Below are 14232 nucleotides of genomic sequence, written 5' to 3' on the forward strand. Positions count from 1 at the left end.
GGGGCGCCCGGACGGCCGCGTGTAGCTCTCGCGGGTGCCCTCGTAGTCCTCTGGAGGGACGGGAAAGGATCCCTATCACTGGTGACGACCGGTGCCCGTCCCTCCCCTTACCTTTGAAAACGTGACCAACACCCAGACGAAGACGACGAAGGCGACGAAGACCGCGACCGGGAAACCCCGGAGCCCCGAGTTCCGCCTGGCCGAGGGCATGCTCAAGGGCCTGCGCCAGGACCTCTTCCACGACGCCTTCGCCTACCGGCCGCTGCCGCGCATGGCGACGGACGGCCCGATCACCCGCCGGCTGCCGGGCTCGATACGTCAGTACGCGGGATGGTTCCCGCACTTCGCGATCGCCTCCTGCGCGCTGTTCGCGCTGGTCGTCGGGATCGGCAACGGGACGGGTATCGACCTGCTCACGGTGGCGCCGGTCCTGCTGGTCCTCGTCAGGCCCGTCGCCGCCTGGTGGCTGGCCCTCGCGGTCACCGCGGTCACCGGCGCGCCCGGTTCCTGGTACTCCGACTGGCCATGGACGCCCTCCTCCTTCGCGTCGTATCTGGCCGTGATGACGATCGTCGCGATACGGACGAATCCGCGCACCGCGGGCTGGATGTGGGTGATAACGCTGGTGTATTCGCTGTTCGTCGGGACGATCTTCGGCGGCAGCCCCGGGTACGGCTCGACCAGCGCGCCCATGCTCTTCGTCTCGGCGCTCACCCTGCTGACGGTCTCCGCGGTACACATCCGCCGTGACGCGAACAAGGAGGTGGCGGTGCAGCTCAGCGTCAACGCGGTCGAGCGCGGCCGGCGCACGCTCCTCGAGGAGCGCACCACCATCGCCCGTGAGCTGCACGACGTCGTCGCGCACCACATGTCGGTCGTCGCGATCCAGGCGGAGGCCGCGCCCTACCGCGTGGAGAATCCGCCGCCCGAGCTGGTGAAGGCTTTCGCCACCATCCGGGAGAACGCCGTCTCGGCGCTGACCGAGCTGCGCCGCGTCCTCGGCGTCGTACGGGCCGAGGACTACGACGCCCCCGACGCCCCGCAGCCGACCCTCGCCGAGCTCGAAGGGCTGCTCTCCAATGTCCGTGAGGCGGGCCTGACCGTGGACAAGGCGGTCACCGGGGCGGTCCGGGGACTGCCGCAGGGCGTCGAGCTGTCGGCGTACCGGATCATCCAGGAAGCCCTCAGCAACGCCCTGCGGCACGCGCCGGGGGCGACGGCGACGGTCGAGGTCTCGTACGTGCTCGGCGGGCTCGGCCTGCGGATCGTCAATACGCCGCCGCAGGGGCTGGTGAAGCCTTCACCGGGTGCCGGGCACGGCATAACGGGGATGCGGGAGCGGGTGTCCATGCTGAACGGGGAGATGACGGCGAGGCTGCTGCCGGACGGTGGCTACGAGGTGGCCGCGTACATACCGGTCGCCGCCCAGGACGAGGACGAGCGCCAGGACGCGGCCCCGGCGGCCGACGGGGGTCGGTCATGACGATTCGCGTACTGATCGTCGACGACCAGGTGATGGTCCGCGAGGGTTTCTCGGTGCTGCTCAACGCGATGCCGGACATCGAGGTCGTGGGCGAGGCGGTGAACGGCCGCGAGGCCGTCACCCAGGTCGCGGCCCTCGCCCCCGACGTGGTCCTGATGGACATCCGGATGCCGGAGCTGAACGGCATCGAGGCGACGCGCGAGATCGTGGCGGCGGACGCGAACGCGAAGGTCCTCGTCCTGACCACGTTCGACCTGGACGAGTACGTGTACCAGGCGCTGCGGGCGGGAGCCTCCGGCTTCCTGCTCAAGGACGCGTCGGCGCGCCAACTGGCCGACGGTGTCCGGGTGGTGGCATCCGGCGAGGCGCTGCTCGCCCCCACGGTGACGCGCCGGCTGATCACGGAGTTCTCCAAGCTGGCGGAGTCCCCGCGCGCGCCCGCGCTGGCCCAGATGGGAGAGCTGACGGAACGCGAGACCGAGGTCCTGGTCCTGATCGCGCAGGGACTGTCCAACGCGGAGATCGCCAACCATCTCGTCGTCGCCGAGTCCACGATCAAGACGCATGTGAGCCGCATCCTGGTGAAGCTGGGGCTGCGTGACCGCACACAGGCGGCGGTGTTCGCGTACGAGGCGAGGCTGGTAACTCCGGGGTGATCACTCGTTCGCGTGATCGGATCAGGAGAGTGGAACGTTCGGTGCTCTGGTTCGTCACACTGGTCTGTGCCTGACAGGAGGTGCACCATGACTGCCATGGCAGAGCGCACATCGCAGCAGATGACGGTGGACGAATTCGAAAGGATCGCTGAATTCGCCGCCGCCGAGTCCGATGCCGTCAGGTTCGAGTTCATCGGCGGACGGATCGGGGACAAGGGCATGCCGGATGGGGACCACAGCGAGATTCTGCGGTGGCTTCAGCAGCGCTGCATGCAGGTACGGGCCGATCTGTGGCTCTACGGCAGCGATCAGGGGCTCCAGGTGGAGGAGTACCGAAAGGGCCGTGCCCGGCCGGACGGGTCAATGGCACCGACTGGTTACTTCGCGGGTCAGGGCGAATGGGCTGATCCCGCCGGGGTGCTGATGACGGTGGAAATCACGTCCTTCGACTCGGATACGGACCGTCGGGACCGTCGGGAGAAGCCTCGTGCTTACGCCGGTGTGGGTATCCCGCTGTTCCTGCTGATCGATCGCGACGCCTGTGTGATCACCGTGAACAGCGCGCCCGACCCGGAGGGCGGAGGTTACCGGGACACGCACTCGGTGAAGTTCGGCGAAAAGCTCTACCTTCCTGATCCCGTCGGCATCGAACTCGACACCGAGATCCTCAAGGACTACGTCAGGTAGCCAAGTCCGTCGGGCTGTGCCCTGTGAGCCGCGGGCGCGGCTCAGTAGCGTGCAGGCATGGCAGCCTCCTTCGATTCCTTCCGCGGCCCGGCCGCTCCCGCCGCGGCCTTCGACCCGTGGTCGGTCGACTTCGTCGCCGATCCGTATCCCGCCTACGCGGAGCTGCGTGACCGTGGCCGGCTGCACTACTTCGAGCCGTCGCGCCAGTGGCTGGTCCCGCACCACGCCGATGTGTCCGCCCTGCTGCGGGACCGGCGGCTGGGGCGGACGTATCTGCACCGCTTCACGCACGAGGAGTTCGGCCGTACGCCGCCACCCGAGGCGCACGAGCCGTTCCACCTCCTCAACGGCAACGGGCTGCTCGACCTGGAGGCGCCGGACCACACCAGGATCCGGCGTCTGATCTCGAAGGCGTTCACGCCGCGCACCGTCGAGGTGCTGGCCCCGACCGTGCGGCGGCTCGCCGCCGAGCTGGTGGGCGGGCTGTGCGCGGCGGGCGGCGGTGATCTGCTCGCCGAGGTCGCGGAGCCGCTGCCGGTCGCCGTCATCGCCGAGATGCTGGGAGTCCCGGCGGCGGACCGGGCGCTCCTGCGGCCCTGGTCGGCCGACATGTGCGCGATGTACGAGCTGAACCCGACGGAGGACGCGGCGCGGCGGGCGGTCCGGTCGTCGCTCGAATTCACCGACTACCTGCGGGAGTTGATCGCCGCCCGGCGGGCCGCCCCCGGCGGCGACCTGCTCTCGGCGCTGATCGCGGCACAGGACGCGGGGGACCGGCTGAGCGAGCAGGAGATGATCTCCACCTGCGCGCTCCTGCTCAACGCGGGGCACGAGGCGACGGTCAACACCACCATCAACGGCTGGTGGACGCTGTTCCGGCACCCCGGGCAGCTGGCGGCGCTGCGCTCCGGCGAGGCGTCGTTGTCCACAGCTGTGGAGGAACTGCTGCGGTACGACACACCGCTCCAGATGTTCGAGCGATGGGTGCTCGACGACATCGAGATCGACGGCACGGTCGTGCCACGCGGAGCCGAACTCGCGCTTCTCTTCGGCTCCGCCAACCGCGACCCGTCCCGCTTCGACCGCCCGGACACCGTCGATCTGACCCGCGCCGACAATCCGCATGTGACGTTCGGCGCGGGTATCCACTACTGCCTGGGCGCGGCGCTGGGGCGGCTCGAACTGGGCGCGTCGTTCGGTGAGTTGCTGCGCCGGGCGCCGACACTGCGGCTCGTCGCCGAGCCGCAGTGGAAGCCGGGGTATGTGATCCGGGGGGTGAAGGAGCTGCTGGTGGAGATGTGACCAGGAGCGCTGCCGGGCGTTACTTCGTCTCCAGGTCCCGTCGGCGGAAGCCCGCGAGTCCCAGCCAGATCAGTCCGGTGGCCACGGCGGTGAGGGCGAGCAGAGGGGTCCAGCTCATGTCGGCGGCCGGGAGCTTCGGTACGTGCCCGAAGGGCGACAGGTTGTTCATCCAGTCGGGGAACTGAAGGATCGACCCGAGATACCCGACCAGGAACGCGTACACGGGCACGATCCAGGCCGCCGCTCCGGCGCGCGGGTACCAGCCGAAGAGCGCGACGGCCACGCCGACCGTCACCCACAGCGCCGGCGCGTACGCCAGGGCGGCGCCGACCAGTTGGAGGACGAGGCCGCCGTCCCCGACCGAGGCCGCGCCCGCGATCCCGAAGCCAAGACCGGCGACGAGCAGCAGCCCCGTACCGCCGACGAGTGCGACGGCCACATGGCTGCCCACCCAGCGGCCCCGGGAGAGCCCGGTGGCCAGCAGCGGTTCGGCGCGGCCCGCGCTCTCCTCGGCGCGCGGCCGGAGCGCTGCCATCACCACGTACACGGCGGCGACCACGGCGATCACGATCATCACCATCGACGCGAACGACTCGGCGACGGACGAGCCGCCGATCTTCGCCAGCGCCTCCTGGACCTGCTCGATGTCCTTCATCATGTCGGCGGCGTCGCCGAGGATGGAGCCGTACATCACGCCCATCAGGAACAGCCCCGCGCCGAACCCCAGCAGCGTCGCCCGGTGCAGTCGCAGCGCGAAGCCGAAGGGCCGGGTGAGCGCGCCTGAGGCCGTACGCCGGCCGAGCCGGGCGGAGCGCAGGCCCGCACCGACGTCGCGCCGGGTGCTCAGCGCGAAGCCGGTGGCGGCGGTCAGCGCGGCGAGCGCCAGACAGAGCAGCAGCGGCCACCAGCGGTTGTCGACGAAGACGTACGTGCGCTGGGCCCAGCCGATCGGTGACAGCCAGGACAGCGCGTCGTTGCCCACGTCGCCGGAGGCCCGCAGCGCATAGGCGACGCCGATCACGGCGAGCGCCATGCCGGAGGCGCCGCGCGTGTGGGCGGTGATCTGCACGGTGACGGCGGCGACGCCCGCGAAGACGAGGCCGACGGCGGCGTGCGCGAGCCCGTACAGCAGTGCCTCGCCCGTGCCGATCCCGTCGACGCCCGTCGAGAGGAGGCCCAGCGTCAGCAGGGCGGCGAGCGCGAGGTTGGCGAGGGTGGCGACGGCCAGCGCGGACGCGAGCTGCGCGTGGTGGCCGACGACGGTGGAACGCACCAGTTCGGCGCGGCCGGTCTCCTCCTCGTCGCGGGTGTGCCTGGTGATGATCAGGACGCTCATGAGGCCGACGAGGACGGCCATGAAGCCGAGGAGTTGGTGGCCCATCATCGAGCCGATGGTGTAGTCGTCGAGGTAGTGGCGCGGGCCGGTCATGGCGAGCGCGGCGGGGCTGTCCATGGAGCCGACGGCCGTGGCGCGTTCCCCGGCGGTGGCGTACAGGGTCTTGAACTCGCCCGCCGTGGAGAGCGTGCCGAGGGTGAGGGCGATCACCCAGACGGGGATACGGACGCGGTCCCGGCGCAGGCCGAAGCGGATCAGGGTCCCGGTCCCGGCGAGGGCGCCGGAGCCGATCCGGTCGGGCGCGGACGTGCGGCCGGCGGCGGGCGCCGTGACGGTGGTCATCGGGCAGCCCCGCTGACGTGGCCACCGGCGTGCCCGCTGGCGTGCCCGCTGGCGTGCTCGCTGGCGTGCCCATTGGCGGCCAGCTCGTCGCCGTAGTGGCGCAGCATCAGCTCTTCGAGCGTCGGCGGGTGGCTGATCAGGCTGCGGATGCCGAATTCGCCGAGCCTGCGGATCGCGGCGTCCAGGTGCGCGCCGTCGACGGCGAAGTGCACCCGGCGGTCGGTCACTCGCACCCCGTGGACACCGGCCATGGTGTCGAGTCCGGTGGCCGCGCGCTCGGTCTCGGCCTCGACGGTCGTACGGGTGAGGTGCCGCATCTCGCCGAGCGTGCCGGACTGCACGTTCCGCCCCTGCCGGATGATGCTCACGCGGTCACAGAGCTTCTCGACCTGGGCCAGGATGTGGCTGGAGAGCAGCACGGTCGTGCCGGCGGCCTTCGCCTGGAGGATGACGTCCTGGAAGACGACCTCCATGAGCGGGTCGAGACCGGCCGTGGGCTCGTCCAGGAGCAGCAGTTCGGCGTCGGACGCGAGCGCGGCGACGATGGCGACCTTCTGCCGGTTGCCCTTGGAGTAGGCGCGGCCCTTCTTGGTCGGGTCCAGGTCGAACCGTTCGATCAGCTCGTCCCTGCGCCGCCGGTCCAGCCCGCCGCGCAGCTTGGAGAGCAGGTCGATGGCCTCCCCGCCGGTGAGGTTGGGCCACAGCTCGACGTCGCCGGGTACGTAGGCGAGCCGCCGGTGCAGGGCGACGGCGTCCTGCCACGGGTCCTTGCCGAGCAGTTGGGTGGCGCCGGAGTCGGCGCGCAGGAGCCCGAGCAGGACACGGATGGTGGTGGACTTGCCGGCGCCGTTGGGGCCGAGGAAGCCGTGGACCTCACCGGAGTCGACGGTGAGGTCGAGGCCGTCCAGTGCGTGCGTCCGGCCGAACGACTTGTGTAGTCCGGCGACGGTGATTGCCTTCGTCATGTTTCTGAACGTACGCTTCTTTCAGAAACTTGTGAAGTTAAGGAAGCGTATAAATGGGCTCGATAGACTCGCGCCAGGCGTTGATGGCACCGAAGACGCCACGAGTACAGAGACGACGCCATGAGCACAGTGACAGTGACAGTGACAGGGACTGAGGTCAGCGCATGAGTGAGCGGCGGCGTGAAGACGGCCGTGACGGCAGCCGTGACGGTAGCGCCCGCGACCGCGACAACGACCGCGACAACGCCCGCGACAACGCCCGCGACAACGCCCGCGACAACGACGACGAGGCGGCAGCCGCCGTCTCACAGTTCGTCGAACGCTTCGCGGCCCAGCTCGTCGAGGCCGGCATGACGCGCATGCCGGCCCGGGTCTTCGCCGCGTTGCTCTCCTCCGAGCAGGGCGTCATGAGCTCCGCCGAACTGGGCGAGCAGTTGAAGGTCAGCCCGGCGGCGGTCTCCGGCGCGATCCGCTATCTCGCCCAGGTGAACATGGTCATCCGCGAACGCGAGCCGGGCTCGCGGCGCGAGCGCTACCGCGTGCAGGGCAACCAGTGGTACGAGACGCTGACCAACCGCGACTCCATGCTGCGCCGCTGGCAGGCCACCTTGCGCGAGGGGGTCGACCACTTCGGTCCCGATACGCCGCAGGGGCGCCGGATCAGCGAGACGATGGAGTTCTTCCAGTTCCTGGAGGAGGAGCTGGGGTCGCTCATGGAGCGCTGGACGAAGCACAAGGCGGAGCAGCTCGGCGGATAGGCGGCCGACGCGCCGCCGACGGGATGTCATGTCGGCGCGCTTCCGGCGCTTCCGGCGCGCTTTTGGCGCGCCGGGCCACGCGATGGGGAGTCGCCCCACCCGTCAGATGTCCGCCGGCAAGGTCAGCCCCCACGCCCCCGCCCGCAGCGTCCAGGTCCGCGTCCGTACCGGGCCCGTCACCGCCGCGTCCGCCCGGTAGCGGAAGTCCGCGCCCGAGACCGTCACCGACAGCGCGCTCGCGGTGATCGGCTCGGCCGAGGCGCGCGTACGGATCACGACCTCCGCCCGGCCGCCGCGCGAGCGCACCGTCACGGTCTCGACCGGCTCGTCCAGGTCGCTCAGCACGACGCCGTCCGCCTCCACCCGCAGCCGGTGCGTGTGGACGGCGAGCAACTGCGGCACGGGTTTGACCAGCGTCCGGACCAGGGACCGGCAGGTGTCCCAGACGGACGAGCCGCCCGGTCCGCCCGCGCGCCCCGCACGCTCGTCCGCCGCCGGCAGCGCCGGGATCCGCAGATCGCCCAGCACCACCCCGTCGCTGTCGTCGACGAGCAGATCCAGCCGCCGTACGACCCCGTCGAGCACCGCCCGCGCCGCCGCGACGGCGCCGGTGGGCACCCCGAGAGAGCGCGCCAGCTCGACCGACACCCCGACCGGCACCAGCGACAGCGCGCCCGCGGACAGTTCGCGCTCCCGGTGCAGCAGGGCCACCGTCCGCAGCAGGGCACGGTCGTCGCCGATCACCACCGGCCGCCGCGTGCCTCTGCGGGCCAGCGCCCGCGCGAACTCGGCGGGGCCGTCGGGCAGGCAGATTTTCGCGGTCGCGCCCGCGCTCAGCACATCTTTCGCGATGCGCACTGATTCGCCGTCGGTCCGGCGGGCGACCGGGTCGATGACCACCAGAAGCTGCTGCGCACCGTTCTCGGCGGGCTCTGGAGCCGACACCTCGGTCCTTCCTCGGGTAGCATCTTTGTGCAAGAGCCCCTTGCGCTATTGCGCCAGGGGCTTGGTCTATTCCGGGGCAACCGGTTCGACGGCTCAGGCTTCGTCGTACTGCGTCGTACTGCTTCGTGCGAGCCATCGCACGAGTGCGTCCTACGTATGTACGTCCCCTGGCCTTGGACATGCCCCGCCCGGAAGGGGTGTACGCCTGTGCCCGCACTTGTGCTGCTCGGTGCTCAGTGGGGTGACGAAGGCAAGGGAAAGGCCACCGACCTGCTCGGTGGATCCGTGGACTATGTGGTGCGTTACCAGGGTGGCAACAACGCCGGCCACACGGTCGTCGTCGGCGACCAGAAATACGCGCTGCATCTTCTCCCTTCCGGAATCCTCTCGCCTGAATGCACACCGGTGATCGGCAACGGCGTTGTCATCGACCCGGCCGTCCTGCTCTCCGAGCTGAGTGGGCTCAACGACCGTGGCGTCGACACGTCGAAGCTTCTGATCAGCGGAAACGCGCACCTGATCACTTCGTACCACACCACGATGGACAAGGTGACGGAACGGTTCCTCGGCTCCCGGAAGATCGGCACGACGGGCCGTGGCATCGGCCCGACATACGCCGACAAGATCAACCGGGTCGGTATCCGCGTCCAGGACCTCTACGACGAGTCGATCCTGACCCAGAAGGTCGACGCGGCGCTGGACTTCAAGAACCAGATCCTCGCCAAGCTCTACAACCGGCGCGCCATAGAGGCCGGGAAGATCGTGGAGGAGCTGCTGGTCTACGCGGACAAGCTGCGTCCGTACGTCAGCGACACGACGCTCCTCCTCAACGACGCGATCGACGCCGGAAAGGTCGTCCTCTTCGAGGGCGGCCAGGGCACGCTCCTGGACGTCGACCACGGCACGTATCCCTTCGTGACCTCGTCCAACCCGACGGCGGGCGGCGCCTGTACGGGCTCCGGCGTCGGCCCGACGAAGATCAGCCGGGTCATCGGCATCCTGAAGGCGTACACGACACGCGTCGGCGCGGGCCCGTTCCCGACGGAGCTGCTGGACGCGGACGGCGAGGCGCTGCGCCGCATCGGCGGCGAACGGGGCGTCACGACGGGCCGCGACCGCCGCTGCGGCTGGTTCGACGCGGTGATCTCCCGCTACGCGACCCGGGTCAACGGCCTCACGGACTTCTTCCTCACCAAGCTGGACGTGCTCACGGGCTGGGAGCGGATCCCGGTGTGTGTGGCGTACGAGATCGACGGCAAGCGCGTCGAGGAACTCCCGTACAGCCAGAGCGACTTCCACCACGCGACGCCCATCTACGAGTACCTGCCGGGCTGGACGGAAGACATCAGCAAGGCGAAGACCTTCGACGACCTCCCGAAGAACGCGCGGGACTACGTGAAGGCGCTGGAGGAGATGTCGGGCGCCCCGATCTCCGCGATCGGCGTGGGCCCGGGCCGCACGGAGACGATCCAGATCAACTCGTTCCTTTAGCCCTCCGGTTCGACCACGGCTCCGCCCCGGTGGGAAGTACGGCCACCGGGGCGGAGCCGTATCCGGGGGCGAATGCCTCATGAAATGCACCTGGCATGGAAGCCGTTCCCGCCGTATGCGCCGGGCCGCTGGTCTGTCTGCTGGGCGTGGTCGTGATCGACGCGCGTGTGCTTCGGCGGGGCGAACACCGTGCCAGGTGTGCTGCTCGCCCCTGGACGTGCCGACGTCCGCCGTTTCCGCCTCGGCACCGCGCTGGGCGCGGCCGATTCGACGTTATCTGGCCGTGGGGAGAACCATGAGCGCGTACCACCACATCTTCATTCAGCCCGGCCACCCGGTGGACAAGGTGGTGGACGACCTCTCCGCCGCGTGTGGTGCGCGGCTCGTTCCTCGGCCCGGGCCCATTGAGTGAAGGCGTTGGGCGTCGTGGCGACGTTCCTGTTCCTCGGCTCCTGTTCCGCGGTTACTCCTCCGCGCAGATCTTCAGCCCCTCCGGCGTCCCGCACGGCAGATGCCCGTGCGTCCGGATGACGTCCTGTCCGCTGCCCCTGATCAGGTAGTTCAGGAAGCTGGACACGAGGGAGCTGGCGGGCGGGCGGCCGTATGTGTACGCGTACTCGATCTCCCGGTACGGGTAGCCGCTCTCCGCGATGTCCTCGATCGACGGCGCCCGGCCGTCCAGCTCCAGCCGGTGCAGGCCCTTCGTGGGGGCGGCGGAGCGCAGTTCGCTGTAGCCGAGGGCGCCGGGCAGTTCCGCGACGGTGTTCAGGACCTGCTCGGTGCTTTCGAACTCGCAGCGGAAGACGCGGGCCTTCGTGTCGTCCTTCCGCCGGCAGTCGGTGGACGAGGCGCCGGGCTCGAAGCCCTGGAGGACGCGGCGCTGGAAGGTGCCGCGGGTACCGGAGCCGGCGTTGCGGCTGACGAGACGGATGTCGAGGTCCGGGCCGCCGACCTCCTCCCAGTTGGTGATGGAGCCGCGGTAGATCTCGCGTACGTCGGAGGTGGCCAGCCCCTCCAGATCCACGCCGTCGTTGACGACCAGGGCGAACGTGGACACCGCGACCCGGTTCTCCCGCAGCTGCGCGTACCCCGTCGACTTCGGGCCGTCGGAGAGCGCGACGATCGCCGGTGAGCCCTTCTTCTGCCGCGCCCCGGCCTCGGCCAGCTGGCGGATCCCGGCCGCGCTGCCGTTGAGGTCCACGGTGATCTCCGAGCCGGGGCAGTCGTCCTCGTACTTCTTCTCCAGCTCCTCGGCCACCGGCCTGAAGGCGGTCGACCCGATGACGGTCAGCCCGCCCGTCGCGCAGCCGATGGGGGGCCGGGTGTCGTCCCGCAGGATGATGATCGAGGCGAGCGTGACCACGCAGACCGTCAGCAGAACGGTGATGAGCCGGGTCGAGCGGCTGAACACGGGCGGCGCGTCGTCGGGGGCGATGGCGCGGTTGACGACCACCTCGCCCTCGGAGATCCCGCCGCTGACGGTGACCGCTTCGCCGACCTCGCCGCCCGTCAGCAGGACCAGCAGCTTGAAGTGCTGCCCCTTGTTGAGCGGGACCTTCGGGACGGTGAGCATGCTGGCCGAGCTGCGCAAACCCCTCGTGTGGGTGAAGTGGGACATCAGATGGCGGGCGGCGGACGGAAGCGTGACGGCGACACCCTTGATCGTCCGGCCGGTGAAGGTGACGGTCAGACCGTGGATGTCGGGTGACGTGTAGTCGTCCACCGAGATGGTCTGCGAGCCGTCGTTCTCCAGGCGCAGCAGTACGAGCGTGGCGTCCGCCATGTCCGGGTCGTCGTCGAACAGCCCGAGGCGTACGTTCGTGTGGCCGGAGCGGACGTCGCTGCCGATGGCCGTGTCCATCTGCACGCGGTAGCCGATCCGTTTGCGGCGCGGCACCCTGCGCTCGTACCAGAGCACCCCGACCGAGGTCAGCAGGCCCAGCAGCGTCGAGAAGACCGCGAATATGTTTTCTCCGTCGAACCACTCCACGATCTGTCGCCCCCCGGCACTCTCCGACCTCGTGAGGTGACGGTAGGTGGGTGCGGGGCGAACAGCAGTACGGGGGCGTATTTCGATGACGGATGTTCACGAGCCGTTCCCCGGAGGGCACTTGGTGTTCAGGGGGAGGGGTGACGCAGTTCGGCCGCCTCCTGCCACGTGTCGGTGGGCCCCGGGCCGCCCTCCGGTCGGAAGGCTTCGGGGATGATCCACGCCGTACTGCACGCACTGTCGATCGCCGGTTCCATGACCTGGGAGATCACCTGGGCCCTGATCCTGGGCTTCGCCCTGTCCGCCGTCGTCCAGGCGGTCGTCCGCAAGTCCACGGTCGTCGCCCTGCTGGGCGACGACCGCCCCCGCACGCTGGCCGTCGCCGCCGGGCTCGGCGCGGCCTCCTCCTCGTGCTCCTACGCCGCCGTCGCCCTCGCCCGCTCCCTCTTCCTCAAGGGCGCGAACTTCACCGCCGCGATGGCCTTCGAGATCGCCTCCACCAACCTCGTCGTCGAACTCGGCGTGATCCTCGCGCTGTTGATGGGATGGCAGTTCACCGTGGCGGAGTTCGTCGGGGGCCCCGTCATGATCGTCGTCCTGGCCGTACTGTTCCGGCTGTTCCTGCGCGACGGACTCCTGCGCCGGGCCCGGGCGCAGGCCGGGCGCGGGCTGGCGGGCTCGATGGAGGGGCACGCCGCGATGGACATGTCCGTCAGGAGCGAGGGGTCCTTCGCCCGACGGCTGTTCTCCCGCGAGGGGTTCACCGCCACCTCCCACGTGTTCGTCATGGAGTGGGCGGCGATCCTGCGCGACCTGGTGATCGGCCTGCTCATCGCCGGCGCCATCGCGGCCTGGGTGCCGGACTCCTTCTGGCGCGCGTTCTTCTTCGACGGCCACCCGCTGGCGTCCAAACTGTGGGGCCCGCTCATCGGCCCGCTGGTCGCCATCGCGTCGTTCGTCTGCTCGATCGGCAACGTGCCCCTCGCGGTCGTGCTCTGGAAGGGCGGCATCAGCTTCGGCGGCGTGGTCGCGTTCATCTTCGCGGACCTGCTGATCCTGCCGATCCTCAACATCTACCGGAAGTACTACGGGGCGCGGACGGCGCTCTTTCTCCTGGGGACCTTCTACGTCGCGGCGGTCGTCGCCGGTTACGTCGTGGAGTTCACCTTCGGCGGGCTGGGTCTGGTCCCGGACCAGGCCGACGCGAGGATCCCCATGGAAGGGATCACCTGGAACTACACGACCTTTCTGAACATCGCCTTCCTGGTCCTGGCGGCCGTGCTCGTGGTCCGGTTCCTCCGGACGGGCGGCATGGGGATGCTCCGCGTGATGGGCGGGGAGGTCCACTCGGACGGGTGAACTCCGGAAAGGGTGTGACGGGCTGTCACCGGCCGGGTGAAAGTGGACATTTGCGGGAACGCCGCAGGTCGGCCCTGGCCCGGTTTCCGGGCTCCGGGTGTCCCAACTCCGGGTCCGGATCCCGGTCTTGGCATTTGCCTTCGTCACGGTGTGTGGCGTTACAGTCACGGAGTCGATGCCGCGCCTGGCATCAGGCACGAGAATGCCCCCGCGGTGCAGCAACACCCGGGGGCTCGACACCAGGAAACCAACCTCCCGATGCGCATTTACCGTACAACGCCCACGCGTTCCTTCTCCACCTTCACCAACGCGCTGCTGCGCGATCGCGGCATCTCGTGGTGTGCGCTGGGCGTACTGCTGTACCTACTGAGTCTGCCCAACGGGGCCCGCGCGTCGATCCGGTCGCTCGCCGAGCAACGCAAGGAAGGCCGCGCGCGAATCGCCGACGCGCTGACTGACCTGGAGCGTTCCGGCTATCTGCGCCGCGTGCTGGTGAAGAACCCGGAGAGCGGCGAACTCTCCACGGTGTACGAGGTGTTCGACTGCCCGTACGCGGATCGGGTGACAGCCGATTCGGCGGAGAACGGCCGGAACCTGGCCTCCGGTGACCGGGCCGCTGGTGATGCGGGCTCGCTCCCTACGGGAGTAAAGACGGGGGAACAAAAACCTCCCTCCCCGGAGCGGGAGCGGAAGCCGGAGCGGAAGCCGGAGCGGGAGCCGGAGCGGAAGCGCCGGTTGCTGCCCAAGCTGACCGTCCCCGAACAGCTGCGCTCCGCGACCGAGTTGCTGCTCTCGCTCGGTGGCCGCGATCCCCGGCTCACGCTGGGCACCGCCGAGGCCGTACGGCTGGCGCCGGACTTGTACGCGGACATGCCACTCGTCCGCACGATCCGGCTGCCTGAGCGGCGGTAGGCGGGA

Annotated in this window: 12 protein-coding genes; 8 read left to right on the top strand and 4 right to left on the bottom strand. The window is 69.7% G+C overall.

Annotated features, from left to right (window positions below; translation table 11 throughout):
- Positions 1-121 precede the first annotated feature (121 nt).
- From P3L51_RS12935 to P3L51_RS12950, 4 genes are all read left to right on the top strand, one after another.
- Positions 122-1483, top strand: coding sequence for a sensor histidine kinase (locus P3L51_RS12935; protein ID WP_354605308.1), 1362 nt, complete (start codon positions 122-124; stop codon positions 1481-1483).
- On the top strand, positions 1480-2139 hold the full coding sequence (locus tag P3L51_RS12940; RefSeq protein WP_354605309.1) for a response regulator: 660 nt from the start codon (positions 1480-1482) through the stop codon (positions 2137-2139). Before P3L51_RS12935 ends, P3L51_RS12940 begins: the two co-directional genes overlap by 4 nt.
- Before the next feature lie 87 nt (positions 2140-2226).
- Positions 2227-2826 (top strand): Uma2 family endonuclease, encoded by a 600-nt coding sequence (locus P3L51_RS12945; protein ID WP_354605310.1) that lies wholly within the window; start codon positions 2227-2229, stop codon positions 2824-2826.
- A 57-nt stretch (positions 2827-2883) separates the two neighbouring features.
- Positions 2884-4128 (top strand): cytochrome P450, encoded by a 1245-nt coding sequence (locus P3L51_RS12950; RefSeq protein WP_354605311.1) that lies wholly within the window; start codon positions 2884-2886, stop codon positions 4126-4128.
- 19 nt (positions 4129-4147) lie between these two features.
- Here the strand turns inward: P3L51_RS12950 and P3L51_RS12955 are convergent, their stop codons facing one another.
- Together P3L51_RS12955 and P3L51_RS12960 are read right to left on the bottom strand one after the other, a co-directional pair.
- Positions 4148-5806, bottom strand: a complete 1659-nt coding sequence (locus P3L51_RS12955) for an ABC transporter permease (RefSeq protein WP_354605312.1) — start codon at positions 5804-5806, stop codon at positions 4148-4150.
- Positions 5803-6771 carry an ABC transporter ATP-binding protein gene (locus P3L51_RS12960; RefSeq protein ID WP_354605313.1) on the bottom strand — a complete coding sequence of 323 codons (969 nt, stop codon included), beginning with the start codon at positions 6769-6771 and terminating at the stop codon, positions 5803-5805. Before P3L51_RS12960 ends, P3L51_RS12955 begins: the two co-directional genes overlap by 4 nt.
- Before the next feature lie 164 nt (positions 6772-6935).
- On the opposite strand from P3L51_RS12960, the gene P3L51_RS12965 reads away from it, so the two are divergent.
- Positions 6936-7529, top strand: coding sequence for a GbsR/MarR family transcriptional regulator (locus P3L51_RS12965; RefSeq protein ID WP_354605314.1), 594 nt, complete (start codon positions 6936-6938; stop codon positions 7527-7529).
- 102 nt (positions 7530-7631) lie between these two features.
- On the opposite strand, the gene P3L51_RS12970 is transcribed toward P3L51_RS12965, so the two are convergent.
- Positions 7632-8474: a diacylglycerol kinase family protein gene (locus P3L51_RS12970; protein ID WP_354605315.1), complete on the bottom strand. Its 843-nt coding sequence runs from the start codon at positions 8472-8474 to the stop codon at positions 7632-7634.
- 207 nt (positions 8475-8681) lie between these two features.
- Here P3L51_RS12970 and P3L51_RS12975 point away from each other — a divergent pair, with 207 nt between their 5' ends.
- On the top strand, positions 8682-9965 hold the full coding sequence (locus P3L51_RS12975) for an adenylosuccinate synthase (protein ID WP_354605316.1): 1284 nt from the start codon (positions 8682-8684) through the stop codon (positions 9963-9965).
- Between the two features lie 463 nt (positions 9966-10428).
- Here the strand turns inward: P3L51_RS12975 and P3L51_RS12980 are convergent, their stop codons facing one another.
- Positions 10429-11955: a substrate-binding domain-containing protein gene (locus P3L51_RS12980; RefSeq protein ID WP_354605317.1), complete on the bottom strand. Its 1527-nt coding sequence runs from the start codon at positions 11953-11955 to the stop codon at positions 10429-10431.
- 216 nt (positions 11956-12171) lie between these two features.
- On the opposite strand from P3L51_RS12980, the gene P3L51_RS12985 reads away from it, so the two are divergent.
- Positions 12172-13314, top strand: a complete 1143-nt coding sequence (locus tag P3L51_RS12985) for a permease (RefSeq protein WP_354605337.1) — start codon at positions 12172-12174, stop codon at positions 13312-13314.
- Between the two features lie 258 nt (positions 13315-13572).
- A complete protein-coding gene (locus P3L51_RS12990; RefSeq protein ID WP_354605318.1) occupies positions 13573-14226 on the top strand; it encodes a hypothetical protein in 654 nt (217 codons plus the stop codon).
- Positions 14227-14232: the final 6 nt, after the last annotated feature.

This window comes from Streptomyces panacea (assembly GCF_040560175.1).
Taxonomy (GTDB): domain Bacteria; phylum Actinomycetota; class Actinomycetes; order Streptomycetales; family Streptomycetaceae; genus Streptomyces; species Streptomyces panacea.

Bases quoted from the DNA above. Each gene is read 5' to 3' on its own strand.
- P3L51_RS12960 (WP_354605313.1), bottom strand. From the start codon at position 6,771: ATGACGAAGGCAATCACCGTCGCCGGACTACACAAGTCGTTCGGCCGG.
- P3L51_RS12940 (WP_354605309.1), top strand. From the start codon at position 1,480: ATGACGATTCGCGTACTGATCGTCGACGACCAGGTGATGGTCCGCGAG.
- P3L51_RS12945 (WP_354605310.1), top strand. From the start codon at position 2,227: ATGACTGCCATGGCAGAGCGCACATCGCAGCAGATGACGGTGGACGAA.
- P3L51_RS12990 (WP_354605318.1), top strand. From the start codon at position 13,573: ATGCGCATTTACCGTACAACGCCCACGCGTTCCTTCTCCACCTTCACC.
- P3L51_RS12950 (WP_354605311.1), top strand. From the start codon at position 2,884: ATGGCAGCCTCCTTCGATTCCTTCCGCGGCCCGGCCGCTCCCGCCGCG.
- P3L51_RS12955 (WP_354605312.1), bottom strand. From the start codon at position 5,806: ATGACCACCGTCACGGCGCCCGCCGCCGGCCGCACGTCCGCGCCCGAC.
- P3L51_RS12965 (WP_354605314.1), top strand. From the start codon at position 6,936: ATGAGTGAGCGGCGGCGTGAAGACGGCCGTGACGGCAGCCGTGACGGT.